This window comes from Bradyrhizobium sp. 23AC (genome assembly GCF_054863025.1).
On the sequence record NZ_JAVAYN010000008.1, the window covers coordinates 352,410 to 367,422 of the forward strand.

Annotated in this window: 9 protein-coding genes; 7 read left to right on the forward strand and 2 right to left on the reverse strand. The window is 65.4% G+C overall.

From position 1 onward, the window contains the following. Positions 1 to 1,036: 1,036 nt before the first annotated feature. From RAD10_RS21670 to RAD10_RS21685, 4 genes are all read left to right on the forward strand, one after another. Positions 1,037 to 1,456, forward strand: a complete 420-nt coding sequence (locus tag RAD10_RS21670) for a hypothetical protein (protein ID WP_461619178.1) — start codon at positions 1,037 to 1,039, stop codon at positions 1,454 to 1,456. Positions 1,457 to 1,482: 26 nt separating this feature from the next. Next, positions 1,483 to 3,225, forward strand: coding sequence for a thiamine pyrophosphate-requiring protein (locus RAD10_RS21675; RefSeq protein ID WP_461619179.1), 1,743 nt, complete (start codon positions 1,483 to 1,485; stop codon positions 3,223 to 3,225). A gap of 94 nt (positions 3,226 to 3,319) precedes the next feature. Then, positions 3,320 to 6,898 carry a GAF domain-containing protein gene (locus RAD10_RS21680; protein WP_461619180.1) on the forward strand — a complete coding sequence of 1,193 codons (3,579 nt, stop codon included), beginning with the start codon at positions 3,320 to 3,322 and terminating at the stop codon, positions 6,896 to 6,898. 27 nt (positions 6,899 to 6,925) lie between these two features. Further along, positions 6,926 to 8,626: an alpha/beta hydrolase gene (locus tag RAD10_RS21685; RefSeq protein WP_461619181.1), complete on the forward strand. Its 1,701-nt coding sequence runs from the start codon at positions 6,926 to 6,928 to the stop codon at positions 8,624 to 8,626. Positions 8,627 to 8,731: 105 nt separating this feature from the next. Here RAD10_RS21685 and RAD10_RS21690 read toward each other — a convergent pair whose 3' ends face one another. After that, positions 8,732 to 10,315, reverse strand: coding sequence for an MDR family MFS transporter (locus RAD10_RS21690; RefSeq protein ID WP_461619182.1), 1,584 nt, complete (start codon positions 10,313 to 10,315; stop codon positions 8,732 to 8,734). 163 nt (positions 10,316 to 10,478) lie between these two features. Beyond that, on the reverse strand, positions 10,479 to 10,994 hold the full coding sequence (locus RAD10_RS21695; RefSeq protein WP_461619183.1) for a YcgN family cysteine cluster protein: 516 nt from the start codon (positions 10,992 to 10,994) through the stop codon (positions 10,479 to 10,481). Positions 10,995 to 11,288: 294 nt separating this feature from the next. Between RAD10_RS21695 and RAD10_RS21700 the strand changes: the two genes are divergently transcribed. From RAD10_RS21700 to RAD10_RS21710, 3 genes are read left to right on the forward strand one after another with little or no spacing between them, the layout of a single operon-like run. Further along, positions 11,289 to 13,577 (forward strand): transglycosylase domain-containing protein, encoded by a 2,289-nt coding sequence (locus tag RAD10_RS21700; RefSeq protein WP_091953118.1) that lies wholly within the window; start codon positions 11,289 to 11,291, stop codon positions 13,575 to 13,577. A 9-nt stretch (positions 13,578 to 13,586) separates the two neighbouring features. Further along, on the forward strand, positions 13,587 to 14,165 hold the full coding sequence (locus RAD10_RS21705; protein WP_018315808.1) for a DUF1214 domain-containing protein: 579 nt from the start codon (positions 13,587 to 13,589) through the stop codon (positions 14,163 to 14,165). Next, positions 14,162 to 14,746 carry a DUF1254 domain-containing protein gene (locus RAD10_RS21710; protein ID WP_091953120.1) on the forward strand — a complete coding sequence of 195 codons (585 nt, stop codon included), beginning with the start codon at positions 14,162 to 14,164 and terminating at the stop codon, positions 14,744 to 14,746. The genes RAD10_RS21705 and RAD10_RS21710 overlap by 4 nt, the downstream gene beginning before the upstream one ends. The last annotated feature ends 267 nt before the right edge of the window (positions 14,747 to 15,013 follow it).

The window sequence follows — 15,013 nt, forward strand, 5'->3', positions numbered from 1 at the left end:
GGCGTCTCTCCAACCTCCGTCATTGCGAGCGGATTGCTTCCGCCTTCGCCAAGGCTTCGGCGGACAAGTCCTGCGCTCGCAATGACGATGACCGTAACGCCCGTCCCTCGTGTCCCGGACGCGCTGCAGCGTTCTTACGCTGCTGCGCAGAGCCGGGACCCAGAAGGCTGCACATTCCGCTGATGCATGGGCCCCGGCTCTGCAGCGCACCACGCCGCGAAGACGCGGCGCGTTGCGCTGCGTCCGGGGCACGAGACCGATTTTTTTTGCGATAGACGATAGACATGGCTGCTCATCCTCGCGGCTTGTTTCGCCCGAGCTTTGCTGTCCGCTTCCGCCCCCGTCAAAAGCAAGGGCGCAGGGAAGGCCGGGCGCCGGCTGGCACCCGAAGTCCCGCGTGTGCTTGAGAACGCGCACGGGGTGGACAACAGGTGATGCCGGTCGCCCGGCCTTCCCTGCGCGATGGTTTTCACGGTGTCCTTCGTGCTCTCCCCGGGGAGCGATGCACTATTGCCCCCGTCGCCTTGCGGATGATCGATGCGCGGACCCGGTCGGGCCGCCACATCACCGCAAGCCTTGACGCACAGACCCCGGGCGTCAGGACCACACGACTTCTCCGTCCGCGCACATCCCCATCCGCGTTCCCGATTGCTGGCGTGCGCTCGCCATCGGGGCCGAACAAGGACGCTGTCAGCGCCGTGTCGTATCGCGCCTGCCGCTGCTCACGGGATCTCCGCCCTGCAACCAACATCACGCGCCGACGCCGTCGCGGCCACCGCATCCCGACCCGCGTCCCGTGACGATCGCGAAACGCCCCTTGTGGCGGGCGGGATGGCGCAGGTTGTACGTCAAATCAGAATTTCTGTAAATGCGAATATTTTGACGCACAGTCATAGACCTACCGCTGGTGTGTTTTGCCTGTCGGGCAACACAAGCGATCGTAGCACTTTGACCGTCATATGAGTCCTGATAGTCTTCGGCGTGGCTCGGCGAGCCATGCTGTCAATCGATGGACCGGAGCTGGTGAAGGATGCGGATGAGAAGCGTGACGCTCCTGGCACTCAGCCTCTTGTTTGTCGGCGTCTGGTCTCAGGACAGCGCGAGGGGACAGACCGCGCCGCCGGTTTCGCTTGCTCCGCCCAAGGCATCGCAGCCACGGGCGAATGCCAAAAATTCCCCGGCAGCGTCGGACAGGATGTTACCGGCACCCGCGACTGGCGGACTCCCACAAGCGCCGAATTCTGCCGCCGACTATGACGGCTTCCGTGCCACCAGTGACGACAATGACACTCCGGGTCCGACGACGCGACCGATCACGTCGCGTGCCGCAAAGGGCGCCAAAGTCAATCCGGACAAGTCCAATCCGGATACGAAAGGCAACTCGGCTCAGGAATTGATCGATCAGGAAGACGAGGCGTTGAAGCGCAAGCTGATGATCTGTCGGAACTGCAAGTAGGACGGCGCTTCCCGCAACCCGAGCGCATGGCTGACCTACCGCCTCATTCGCGTCCCCGCGCTTTACCCTCCCCCAATTTCCTGATCCTCTCTCCCCCAACGCCGGACCAACCGGCCCGCCCAGGGAGAGACGCCATGAAGCTCGGCACCGCCATTGCGGAAATCATGAGGCGCGAGGGAATCGAGATCCTCTGCGGCTATCCGGTCAACCATCTGATCGAGCATGCGGCCAAGGCCGAGATCCGCCCGGTGATGGTGCGGCAGGAGCGCGTCGGCATCCACATGGCGGATGCGATCTCGCGCGTGACCTCGGGGCGCAGCATCGGCGCGTTCTGCATGCAGCATGGACCCGGCGCGGAGAATGCGATGGGCGGCGTCGCGCAGTGCTTTGGCGAATCCGTGCCCGTGCTGGTGCTGCCGATGGGCTATCAGCGCCGGCTTGCGCATATCGAGCCGAACTTCAATTCCAGCGAGGCGATGAAGCCGTTCGCGAAATCGTCCGAGCCGATCATCCTCGCGACCGAAGTCGCCAACATCTTCCGCCGCGCCTTCACCAAGTTGAAGAACGGCCGCGGCGGTCCCGTCATCGTCGAAATCCCCTCCGACATGTGGAACGAGGAGGTGCCGGAGCCACTCGACTACACGCCGGTGCTGCGCACCCGCTACGGCGCCGACCCCGTGCATGTGAAGGAGGCAGCAGCGCTGCTCGTCAACGCCAAGCGTGCGGTGATCTATGCCGGCCAGGGCGTGCATTACGCGCAGGCCTGGCCGCAGTTGAAGCGGCTCGCGGAGCGGCTGGCGATCCCCGTCACCACCAGCTTAGGGGGCAAATCGGCGTTTCCGGAAACGCATCCGCTCTCGCTCGGCTCGGGCGGTCTTGCGGTGCCGCGTGCGGTGCCAAAATTCCTCGCCGAGGCCGAAATCATCTTCGGTATCGGCTGCTCCTTCACCGAGACCAACTTTGGCATCGCGATGCCGAAGGGCAAGACCATCATCCATTCCACGCTCGATCCCAATCATCTCAACAAGGATGTGGAAGCGAAAATCGGCCTCGTCGGTGATGCCGGCCTCGTGCTCGATGCCCTGCTCGATGAGATCGGCAAGTCCGTCACCGCGGATCGCGATGCCTCCGCGGTCGCGGCCGAGATCGCGGCCTCGCACAAGGAGTGGTTGGCGAAATGGATGCCGAAGCTCACCAGCAACGACGCGCCGCTGAGCCCGTATCGCGTGTTGTGGGATCTTCAGCACACCGTCGACATCGAGAACACCATCATCACGCACGATGCCGGCAGTCCGCGCGACCAGCTCTCGCCGTTCTGGAAATCGGTAAAACCCCTCACCTATCTCGGCTGGGGCAAGACGACGCAACTCGGCTACGGCTTGGGCCTTGCGATGGGAGCAAAACTCGCAAAACCCGACCAGCTCTGCATCAATGTCTGGGGCGATGCGGCGATCGGCTTCACCGGCATGGATTTCGAGACCGCGGTGCGCGAGCGCATCCCGATCATGTCGATCCTCTTGAACAATTTCTCGATGGCGATCGAGCTGAAGGTGATGCCGGTCTCGACCGAAAAATATCGCTCGACCGACATCTCCGGCGACTATGCGGCGATGGCGCGCGCCTTCGGCGGCTATGGCGAGCGGGTGACGAGGCCAGAGGACATCATCCCCGCGATCAAACGCGGCATCCAGAAGACGCAGGAGGGCATCCCGGTGCTGCTGGAGTTCATCACCAGCAAGGAGACGGAGGTGTCGCGGCCGGGCACGTGAGACGGGCCTCCGCCGCAAGCGCTGGCTCAGGGCGCGGAAGATGTGATAATCCGGGCCGGTGCCGCGCATGTCGCGGCATCGAGCCGGATCAGGAATGACGTCCCCTTCCAACGAAATCGAACAACTCGAGCGCCGATTGCTGTCGGCCGCAGCCGAGAACACGCAGCTGCGCAGTGAGCTCGCGACTGCGCGGGATCGCCAAAGCGCCAGCGCTGAGATCCTGCGCACCATCGCGGCCTCGCCCTCCGATGCCCGGCCGGTGTTCGAGGCGATCGCGTCGAGTTCCAAGCGCCTGCTGGACGGCTTCTCCGCCACCGTGCTTCAATTCATCGGCGACGAGCTGCATCTCGTGGCGTTCACGCCGACCAGTCCGGAAGCGGACGAAGGGCTTAAGGCGTCGTTCCCGCGCAAGATCGCGGAGTTTCCGACCTTTGCGCTGGTGCGTGGCGGCGAGACGATCCAGTTTCCCGACAGCGAAGCCGCCGACGTGCCGCAGCTGAACCGCGATCTGGCGCGGCTGCGCGGCTTCCGCAGCGTGCTGTTCATGCCGCTGATGAACCGGGGCACGCCGGTCGGCATGATCAGCGTCACCCGCGCCGAGCCTGGCGCGTTCGCGCCCGACCTCGTGCAGCTGCTCCAGACCCTTGCCGACCAGGCCGTGATCGCGATCGAGAATGCACGGCTGTTCAACACGACGCGCGAGGCACTGGAGCGCCAGACCGCCACGGCGGACATTTTGAAGGTGATGGCGGCCTCGCCCTCGGACGTGCAGCCCGTGTTCGAGGCCATTGCGGCCAACGCCAACCGGCTGATCGGCGGCTTCTCCACGGCCGTGCTGCGCTATGTCGACGGCGCTGCGCACCTTGCCGCGTTTACTCCGACCGATCCGGCCGGCGATCGCGTGCTGCAGGCCTCGTTCCCGGTGCCGTTCGCGCAATTCCCGCCCTACCAGCTCGTAGCCAAGGGTGCGGCGGCGCAACTGCCCGACACCGAGCTCGAGCCGGCCGCCCGCGACATCGCGCGCGCCCGCGGCTATCGCAGCATGCTGTTCGCGCCGCTGATGAGCGAGGGCGAAGCGATCGGCATCATCATCGCGACGCGCCGTGCGACCGGCGCCTTCACTGAGCATCATGTGCGGCTGCTGCAGACCTTCGCCGATCAGGCGGTGATCGCCATCAAGAATGTCAGCCTGTTCAATGCGACGCGGGAGGCGCTGGAGCGTCAGACCGCGACCGCCGACATCCTCAAGGTGATCGCGGCTTCGCCTGCCGACGTCACGCCGGTGTTCCAGGCCATCTCCGACAGTGCCAAGGCGCTGATCGGCGGACATTCGTCCACCGTCACCCGCGTGGTCGACGGCCAGCTGCATCTGGCCGCCTTCACCACGGATAATGAAGCCGGCAATGCCGACCTGCTCAGCTCGTTTCCCGCACCGCTGTCGTCGCCGGGCATTCACAGCCGGGTGGCTCGAAGCGGAGAATATGCCTTCCGCAGCGACATGCAGAACGAGCCTGATCTCACCGAGGCCATGAAGGAGCTGGCGCGGACGCGGGGCTATCGCAGCATCCTCGCGGTGCCGATGCTGCGCGACGGCATCGCGATCGGCACCATCGCCGTGACGCGGCCGCAAGCCGGCCATTTCCCGGACAAGGCGATCAACCTGCTCAAGACCTTTGCCGACCAGGCCGTGATCGCGATCGAGAACACGCGGCTGTTCAACGAGGTGCAGGCGCGGACGCACGAACTCGCAGAGTCACTGGAGCAGCAGACTGCAACATCGGAGGTGCTCAGCGTCATCAGCCGATCGGCCGGGGATCTCGTGCCGGTCTTCGAGGCGATGCTCGGGAAGGCAATGCAGCTCTGCGGCGCCAGTTTCGGCGTGCTCAACACCTACGACGGCGCGCAGTTCCGCACAGCCGCCACTTACGGACTGCCCCCCGCCTACGATGAATACCGGCGCAAGGCGCCCCTCAACTATGGTCCGGCCACCGCGCCCGCGCGTCTTTTGAAGGGCGAACCGTTCGTCGAAATCGTCGACCTGCGGGAGTCAGACGTCTATCGCAGCGGCGAGCCAAATCGTCGGGCGCTGGTCGATCTCGGCGGCGCCCGCTGCCTGCTCGCGGTGCCGTTGCTTCAGGATGAGCGCGTGGTCGGCAACGTCATGATCTTCAGGCAGGAGAGCCGCCCCTTCTCGGAGAAGCAGATCACCTTGCTGAACCAGTTCGCGGCGCAAGCCGTGATCGCCATCGAGAACGCGCGGCTGCTTGGTGAATTGCGTCAGCGCACCGAGAATTTGACCGAGTCGCTGCAACAACAGACGGCAACGGCCGACGTGCTCAAGGTTATCAGCCGCTCGGCGTTCGACTTGCAGGCCGTGCTCGATACGCTGGTCGAATCGGCGGCGCGACTATGCGAAGCCGATATGGCGGCGATTACCCGCAAATCCGGCAGCACCTATTTCCGGGCGGGCTCCTACGGCTTTCCAGCCAAATTCGTCGAATATGTAAGAGATCTTCCGGTCCGGCCGGATAGGCGTACCATCACGGGCAGGACTCTGCTCGGCGACAAGGTTGTTCATGTCACCGATGTGCTCGAGGACCCCGATTACTCCTTTGAAGGCCAGGATTTGAGCGGCAATCCGCGTAGCTTCCTGGGTGTGCCCCTACTGCGCGAAGGCAGCACTGTTGGCGCTATTGTTCTCGCACGTCGCGCAATCCGGCCGTTTAGCGAAAAGCAAATCGAACTCGTTACCAGTTTCGCCGACCAAGCCGTCATCGCGATCGAGAATGTGCGCCTCTTCGACGAAGTGCAGGACCGCACCCGGGAGCTTGCGAAGTCGCTCGACGATTTGCGCGCGGCACAGGACCGTCTGGTCCAGACCGAGAAGCTCGCCTCGCTCGGCCAGCTCACCGCCGGCATCGCGCATGAGATCAAGAACCCGCTCAACTTCGTCAACAATTTCGCCTCGCTGTCCGCCGAGCTGACCGACGAGCTGAACGAGGTGCTCGCGCCCGTGACGCTCGCCGGTGATGTCCGCAGCGAAGTCGGCGAGCTCACCGGGCTATTGAAGGACAATCTCGGGAAGATCGTCCAGCACGGGCGGCGCGCCGATTCCATCGTCAAGAACATGCTGCTGCATTCGCGCGAGGGCGGCGGCGAGCATCGGTTGAGCGACGTCAACGCCGTCGTCGAGGAGAGCCTCAACCTCGCCTATCACGGCGCACGGGCCGAGAAGCCGCAGTTCGACGTGACGCTCAAACGCGAGCTCGATCCGGCCGCAGGCTCGGCCGATGTGTTCCCGCAGGAGATTACCCGGGTGCTGCTGAACCTGATCGGAAACGGATTCCATGCGGTCGCCAGGCGCAAGGCGGAGACCGAGGCGACCGGTTACGAGCCGGTCGTGACCGCTGCGACCCGCGACCGCGGCGATCACGTCGAGATCCGAATCCGCGACAACGGCACCGGAATCCCGGACGCGGTGAAGGAGAAGATGTTCAATCCGTTCTTCACCACCAAGCCGGCCGGCGAAGGCACCGGCCTCGGATTGTCGATGAGCCACGACATCGTGGTGAAGCAGCATGGCGGCACGATCGACGTCGCGACCACGCCCGGCGAGTTCACCGAATTCACGATTGTGCTGCCGCGGAAGAGCAGCTTTTCAGACAAGCCCTGAGGACAATTTCGCCCGGGAGGCGTTTTGATGGATCTGGCGCGGTTCATTCGGCGACAACTCCTCTCGCTATCCGGCGTCGGCCTCATGCTTGGCGCGCTGTTCTTCGCGGCTGCACTGACGCCGACGCTGATCCCCAGGAGCTATCTCACGCAAGGCGTCCTCGCCGGCGGCTGCTTTGCGATCGGCTATTTCGCCGGCGTGCTGTGGCGGCGGCTGTGGCACTATCTCGAGCTGCCCGAGCCTTCGGCGCGCGCCAGATCGATTGCGAATGCGCTGGCGGCAGTTGGTTGCCTGCTCGTCGTGATCGTCTTTCTGTGGCGAACCGCCGAATGGCAGAACTCGATCCGCGCCGTGATGAAGATGGCGCCGGTCGAGACCGCGCATCCGTTCAAGGTCTGCGTCATCGCCCTGATCACATTCGTCGTGCTGCTGGTGCTGGGACGGCTGTTCGCGCTGCTCGCCCGCTTCCTCGCCACGCGCACGAGGCGCGTCATTCCGCGGAAGCTCGCCAACGTCGTCGGCATACTGGCCGCAGGCCTGCTGTTCTGGTCGATCGCCAGCAATGTCCTGATCCGCACGGCGTTCAACGCGCTCGACTCCTCCTTCCGCGAACTCGACGTCCTGCTCGAGCCCGAGCGCCCGCAGCCGACTGATCCCGGTCGGACCGGAAGCCCGGCATCACTGGTGAAGTGGCAAGAGCTCGGGCGCATGGGGCGCCGGTTCATTGCCTCGGGTCCGAACGCAACCGAGATCAGCGCCGTCAGCGGAAGGCCGGCGCAGGACCCGGTCCGGGTCTATGTGGGCCTCGCCGGCGGTGCCACCGCGCAGGCGCGCGCCAGGCTTGCGCTCGAGGAGCTCAAGCGCCAGCGCGGTTTTGATCGCAATATCCTGATCGTCGTCACGCCGACCGGCACCGGCTGGATCGACCCCGCTGCGATGGACACGGTCGAATATCTCCACCATGGCGACGTCGCCAGCGTCGGGATGCAGTACTCCTATCTCAACAGCCCGATGTCGCTGTTGTTTCAGCCCGAATACGGCGCGGAGGCGGCGCGCGCGCTGTTCGCGGAGATCTACGGCTACTGGACGACGCTGCCGAGGAACAAGCGGCCGAAACTGTATCTGCACGGGCTCAGCCTCGGCGCCATGAACTCGGAGAAATCCGCGGAGCTGTTCGAGATGATCGGCGATCCCATTGCCGGCGCGCTATGGAGCGGGGCGCCGTTCGAGAGCCGCCTCTGGCGCTCGATCACGGCGAACCGCAATCCGGGATCGCCGGCGTGGCTGCCGGAATTCCGCGACAACCGCTTCGTGCGCTTCATGAACCAGAACGGACCGACGGTTCCGGCAGACGCGCCGTGGGGTCCGATGCGCGTCGTCTACCTGCAATATGCCAGCGACGCGATCACGTTCTTCGCCTATCGCGATGCCTACCAGGCCCCGGCCTGGATGAGCGCGCCGCGCGGGCCGGACGTGTCACCGGAGCTGCGATGGTATCCGATCGTGACGATGCTCCAGCTCGCCCTCGACATGGCGGTTGCGACCAACACGCCGATGGGCTTTGGCCATGTCTACGCGCCCGAGCATTATGTCGATGCCTGGATCGCAGTGACCGATGTCCATGACTGGTCCGCCAGCGCGCTGGCACAGCTCAAAGAGAAGCTTGCGGCGAAAGCGCGGACGACGGGCGCGGGCACTATCGACGAGGATCCCGACCGCGGCGGCTAGAGCATGATCCGGAAAAGTGCGCTTCGGTTTTCCGAAGAGATCATGCTTAAACAACAACCTAAAGCGCGATGACGATTCATCCTCATCGCATCGCGCTTTAGGCGCCTACTCCGCCATCTCCACCGGCTGCGCCGTGGTGGGACCGGCCAGCGGCCGCTCCTCCATCGCGATCAGGCACAGCGCGGCAATGCTCATCAGCGCGGTGGCGGCGCCGAACACGTAGCGGAACGCGTGCCGCATGTCCTCAGCGGGAATAGCGACGGAACCCGCGGCGTGGTGCTCGCCGGCGAGCGGAACGTCGATGCCGAGCGCGATGAGCAGGATCGCGGCGAACGCGGCGACCGTGAACGAGGACATCAGCGAGCGGAAGAAGTTCATCGCGCCGGTGATGGTGCCGACTTGCGGGCGCGCGACCGAGTTCTGCAGCGAGACCACGCACACCGGGAAGGTGGTGCCGAGCCCGAGCGCGAAGGCAGCCATCAGCGCGAGCAAGCCCCACAGCGGCAGAGTGGTGAGCGTGAGGCCGAGGCCGCACAGCGCGGCCCAGGACGTGCCGATGATCGCGACGCGCTTGTAGTGTTTTGCACGGGCCATGGTGCGGCCGGCGACGGCGGCGCCAACGGTCGAGACCGCCGCGAGCGGGATCAGCGCAAGGCCGGCCTCGCTTGCGCTCAAATGGTAGACCGACTCGTAATACAGCGGCAGCTGCACGGTGAGGCCGGTGATCGCCCCGAGCCCGCAGCCGCCGGCGGTCAGCGCGAAAGGCGCCACCGATCCGGTCAGCAGCTTCAACGGCAGGAACGGCTCGTCGGCCCGCCGGGCGTGCCAGACGAAGCTGACCGCGAGCGCGACGGCGCCGCCCACCATCGCCAGCACGGTCGGCGACAGCCAGGGATAGCGCGTGCCGCCCCAGGTCAGCACCAGCATGAAGACGACGGCGGAGGCCATCAGCAGCACGCCGCCGAGCCAGTCGACCTTGCGCTTGCGGTGGAACACCGGGATCTTCTTCATCTTCGGCAGCAGCATCACGATGGCCGCGGCCGCGAGCGGCAGATTGATCCAGAAGATCATCGACCAGTGCAGATGCTCGGCGAACACGCCGCCGATGACCGGGCCCAAAATGCCGCCGACCATCCAGACGCTGGAGAAATAGGCCTGGTACTGGCCGCGCTCGCGCGGGGAGACGACGTCCGAGATCACGGTCTGCACGACAGGCATGATGCCGCCGCCGCCAAGCCCCTGAAGGCCGCGCGCTAAAATCAGCATCGGCATGTTCGGCGCGACCGCGCACAGCACCGAGCCCGCCACGAACAGGCTGAGCGAGATGATGATCATGACGCGGCGGCCGTAGATGTCGCTCAAGGTGCCGAACACCGGCGCCACCGCGGTCGAGGCGAGCAGGTAAGCCGTGATCACCCAGGAGAGATTGGAGACGTCCTGGAACTGGCGCCCGATGGTCGGCAGCGCAGTCGCCACGATGGTCTGGTCGAGCGCCGCCAGAAACATCGTCAGCATCAGGCTGATGACGATGGTGCGGACCTCGTCCTGCGACAGCGGCACCGGCGGCGCGATGGACGGCGCGTCATCGACGCTGATGACTTCGCTCGGAAGCCGGGACAGCTCCTCGGCGATATCGTCAGGCAAAGTCTGGATGTCGGCAGAACTGCTCTGCCGGTCGAACTTGTTCATCTCGCTCGGACGTCGTGGGGCGGCGCAACGCCGCAAAGGATTCGTTCTATGCAGCCCAATGTAGACAGCAAAGTTCTTCCCAGGCAGACGCCGCGGCGCATGGGTGCATCCCGCCCCCGGGCCATCCCGAAGACGTGATCGCCACGCAAGACCTGACGACGGTTCAGTCCTTCGGACGTCGCTTCAGGCGGGCCCGCTTCGGCAGCAGGGCCGGCCATTGCACGATGTGGTCCTCGAGCTCCTCGTCCGGGATCTCGTCCTCGCTGCCTTCGACCCGGCCGCGCACCGAGACGCCGGCGTCATGCACGGTGTTGGGATCACCGGAGACCAGCGGATGCCACCAATAGAGATCGCGCCCTTCAGCGACGAGCTTGTAGCCGCAGCTCGGCGGCAGCCAGTTCAGGGTGCGGACATTGGCCGGGGTCAGGCGGACGCAGTCCGGAACCTTGTCGGAGCGATTCGGATAGTCCTTGCAGGCGCAGCTGGCGCCATCGAGCAGCTTGCAGCCGATATGGGTGAAATAGATCTGCCCGGTGTCCTCGTCCTCGAGCTTGTTCAGGCAGCAGCGCCCGCAGCCGTCGCACAGGCTTTCCCATTCGCCCGCCGACATCTCTTCCAACGTCTTGGTTTTCCAGAAGAATCCCTCCTGGCCTGTAGGTCGTTTGGGAACTGCGGTCATGCGCCTCAACAAAAGTTCGAAAGAGCTACGGCTCAAGCCATCTAGGGCGTGCGGCCGGGGTGGTGCAAGCAAGGTGCCTCTGAGGCCCGTAATGAACCGGGGTCAATTAGGCCTGTTGTTCAAAATCGCGAGCCTGACCATTGGTTTATGGGCCCCGCTCGGCTAGAAGGAACAGCAAGTCCCTCGGATGCTGGCCGGGCGCCTTGGGTTTGCCGCAACATTCCCTCAAGACGTCTCGATGCCGCCCCCGGCCGGGTGCTTGAACGCTTTCGAACCAAGCCTCAAGGGTTCTAGGTGCGCCAGATCATACCACCGCATTGGAAGCAGAAGGTCCGGAATTTCTTCCTGGACCTCGATGCGCGCATCGACTCCTCGCTGTTCTCCTCGGCCAAAGGCATCCGCGAGCTCTACGAGCGCTATTCGACCTTCATGGACCGCTTCTATGTCGGACGCTGGAAGCGCTGGGTGTTCATCGAGCCGCTGTCGGAGGCCGCGACCCTCGGGCTCGGCGGCCTGGTCGTGATGCTCACCCTCGCCATCCCCGCCTTCCGCGAGACCGCGGACGAGGACTGGCTGAAGAAATCCGATCTCGCCGTGAGCTTCCTCGACCGCTACGGCAACCCGATCGGCAGCCGCGGCATCAAGCACAACGACTCGATCCCGCTGGAAGACTTTCCGGACGTGCTGATCAAGGCGACGCTGGCGACCGAGGACCGCCGCTTCTACGAGCATTTCGGCATCGATATCGCCGGCACCGCGCGCGCGCTCGTCACCAACGCGCAAGCCGGCGGCGTCCGCCAGGGCGGCTCGTCGATCACCCAGCAGCTCGCCAAGAACCTGTTCCTGAGCAATGAGCGCACCATCGAGCGCAAGGTCAACGAGGCCTTCCTCGCGGTTTGGCTGGAATGGCGCCTGACCAAGAACGAGATCCTCAAGCTGTATCTGGACCGCGCCTATATGGGCGGTGGCACCTTCGGCGTCGACGGCGCGGCGCATTTCTATTTCAACAAATCCGCGCGCGACGTGACTCTGGCGGAAGCCGCGATGCTCGCCGGCCTGTTCAAGGCGCCGACCAAATACGCCCCGCACATCAACCTGCCCGCCGCCCGCGCCCGCGCCAACGTCGTGCTCGACAATCTCGTCGATGCCGGCTTCATGACCGAGGGCCAGGTGTTCGGCGCCCGCCGCAATCCGGCCTTCGCGGTCGATCGCCGCGACGAAGCCTCGCCGAACTACTATCTCGACTACGCCTTCGACGAGATGCGCAAGCTGGTCGACACCTTCCCCAAATCGTACACTGAGCGCGTCTTCGTGGTGCGCCTCGCCATCGACGCCAATGTGCAGAAGGCCGCGGAAGACGCGGTCGAGAACCAGCTACGCCAGTTCGGCCGCGATTATCACGCAACCCAGGCCGCGACCGTGGTCTCCGACCTCGACGGCGGCATCCGCGCCATGGTCGGCGGCCGCGACTACGGCGCCAGCCAGTTCAACCGCGCCACCGACGCCTACCGCCAGCCGGGTTCGTCGTTCAAGCCTTACGTCTACACTACCGCGCTGCTGAACGGTTTTACGCCGAACTCGATCGTGGTCGACGGCCCGGTCTGCATCGGCAATTGGTGCCCGCAGAACTATGGCCATTCCTATTCCGGCTCGGTGACGCTGACGCAGGCGATCACGCGCTCGATCAACGTCGTGCCGGTGAAGCTGTCGATCGCGATCGGCCAGAAGGAGCAGCCGAAGGCGCCGAACCCGGCCAAGATCGGTCGCGCCAAGATCGTCGAGGTCGCGCGCCGCTTCGGCCTCAAGGCGCCGCTGCCCGACACGCCGTCGCTGCCGATCGGCTCGGACGAAGTCACCGTGCTCGAGCACGCGGTCGCCTACGCGACCTTCCCCAACCGCGGCAAGGCGGTGACGCCGCATTCGGTGCTCGAAGTGCGCACCGGCGCCGGCGACCTCGTCTGGCGCTGGGACCGCGACGGGCCGAAGCCGCGGCAGGCGATCCCCGCCTCCGTTGCCGCCGACATGGCCGGCATGATGAGCCACGTCGTCAGCGAAGGCACCGCGCGCCGCGCCGCGCTCGACGGCATTCCGACCGCGGGCAAGACCGGCACGACCAACGCGTATCGCGACGCCTGGTTCGTCGGCTACACCGGCAATTTCACCTGCGCGGTCTGGTACGGCAACGACGACTACTCGCCGACCAACCGCATGACCGGCGGCTCGCTGCCGGCGCAGACCTGGCACGACATCATGCTCGCGGCGCATCAGGGCGTCGAGGTCCGGGAGATCCCCGGCATCGGCATGGGCCAGAAGCTGCCGCCGCAGCATGTGAGCAACGCGCAGGCCAACGCGGCGCCGAAGGTGCTGGAGACCAAGCCGGGTCCGCCGCCGGTGCTGACCAAGCGCGGCGCCGACATCCTGGTGCGCGTTGAGAAGCTGCTGGATGACGCCGCCAAGACGGCAAAGAAATCGGCGGATGCCGACACCAAGGCGGCCAGGCCGCCCTCGGCGACGAGCGCGCTCGCCTTCCCGCAGAACTATGCGGAAGAGAATGCCAACGCCTCCGCCCCGCGCAAGAACTGATCGAAACAAGTGCGGCTGATCCTGATCACATTGACGGCCCTTCTGCTCGCGACGGTGGTGGGCCTCGGCGCGACCTGGATGACGACGACGCGCGGCACCGAGATCGGCGCGCTGACCATCGGCGCCTGGACCGCGCGGCCGCGCACCGGCACCGCGGACGTCGATCCCTATTCGCGCGCCACCATCGTGCGCAACGGCGAGCTGCCGATCGGCACCGGCGACGGCGTCGCCTTCACCGCCACCACCGACGACAAGAAGAAGGCGCTCGACGGCCGCTGCGACGTCATCGTCTCCGGCGTGACGCCGCCGGCGCGGTTCTGGACGCTGACGCTGTACGACCGCAAGGGCCACCTCGTCGCCAACTCGCTGGCCCGCTACGGCTTCACCAGCCAGGAGATCGTGCGCCAGTCCGACGGCTCGTTCGAGATCCGCATCGCCTCGCGCTCGCGCGCCGGCAACTGGCTGCCGACCGGCGGCATCGAGCGCTACGCCCTGATGCTGCGCCTCTACGACACCCCGGTCGGCGTTGCGACGCGCACCCAGCGCGATGCGCCGATGCCCACCATCAGCACGGTGGGCTGCTCATGATCCGCCTCCTGTTCACCGTCGTTGCCGGCGTGGTGCTGGGCCTCGTGGTTCACCTCGTCAGCGTGCTGGCGCTGCCGCGGATCGCGACGCAGGATGCCTATTCGCGGCTGACGCCGATGACGAAGCTCAACGGCGTCAGCCAGCTTCCCCTCGCCGATCCCAACACTTCACCGATGCCGTTCATGGACCCGGCCTTCGCGCTGGCGATCTGCCGCTACGACCTCACAAGCGGACCGATCAAGCTGACGGTGCCGGTGAGCCAGGCCTACACCTCGGTGTCGTTCTACACCCGCAACGAGATCGCCTATTACGCCATCAACGACCGCTCGGCGGGCCGCAAGGTGATCGAGCTCGACCTGATGACGGAAGCGCAGCACAATGAGCTGCCCGAGGACGAGGAGGTCACCGCGGCCGACCGCCTGATCATCGATTCCCCCAGCACCACCGGCCTGATCGTGATGAAGGCGCTCGCCGCCGAGCCCGGCCTGATGCAACAGGCGCAGGCGACGCTTGCAGCCGCGAGCTGCGGCCCGCAGACCGAACAGCCCGCCAAGGCCGAGGCACCGCGCGGCCGGCGCTGAGCGCGGCTGGTTCGGCGGCCCTCAAAACAAAAAGCTGAAGAACAACCCCATGCACAGTAGGGGGACGTTGAGATCATTGGGCTTGTGCGTGGACTCCTAAGCACGCCCGGCGCCCCCATGTCGGCTCAGTGTCCCAGCGGCGCGAACGTGGCCGCCACTGAACTTCGCTTTTGGGGCCAACAAGAAATTCGTGCATCGCAGCAAATAGGATCTCTATTCGATCACCTCATCAGCGCGAAGGAGTAATGAGGTCGGCACGCTGAGGCC

Excerpts from the sequence above, each read along its gene's own strand:
- RAD10_RS21670 (WP_461619178.1), top strand. The coding sequence starts at position 1,037 with ATGAGAAGCGTGACGCTCCTGGCACTCAGCCTCTTGTTTGTCGGCGTC.
- RAD10_RS21675 (WP_461619179.1), top strand. The coding sequence starts at position 1,483 with ATGGCTGACCTACCGCCTCATTCGCGTCCCCGCGCTTTACCCTCCCCC.
- RAD10_RS21680 (WP_461619180.1), top strand. The coding sequence starts at position 3,320 with ATGACGTCCCCTTCCAACGAAATCGAACAACTCGAGCGCCGATTGCTG.
- RAD10_RS21685 (WP_461619181.1), top strand. The coding sequence starts at position 6,926 with ATGGATCTGGCGCGGTTCATTCGGCGACAACTCCTCTCGCTATCCGGC.
- RAD10_RS21690 (WP_461619182.1), bottom strand. The coding sequence starts at position 10,315 with ATGAACAAGTTCGACCGGCAGAGCAGTTCTGCCGACATCCAGACTTTG.
- RAD10_RS21695 (WP_461619183.1), bottom strand. The coding sequence starts at position 10,994 with ATGACCGCAGTTCCCAAACGACCTACAGGCCAGGAGGGATTCTTCTGG.
- RAD10_RS21710 (WP_091953120.1), top strand. The coding sequence starts at position 14,162 with ATGATCCGCCTCCTGTTCACCGTCGTTGCCGGCGTGGTGCTGGGCCTC.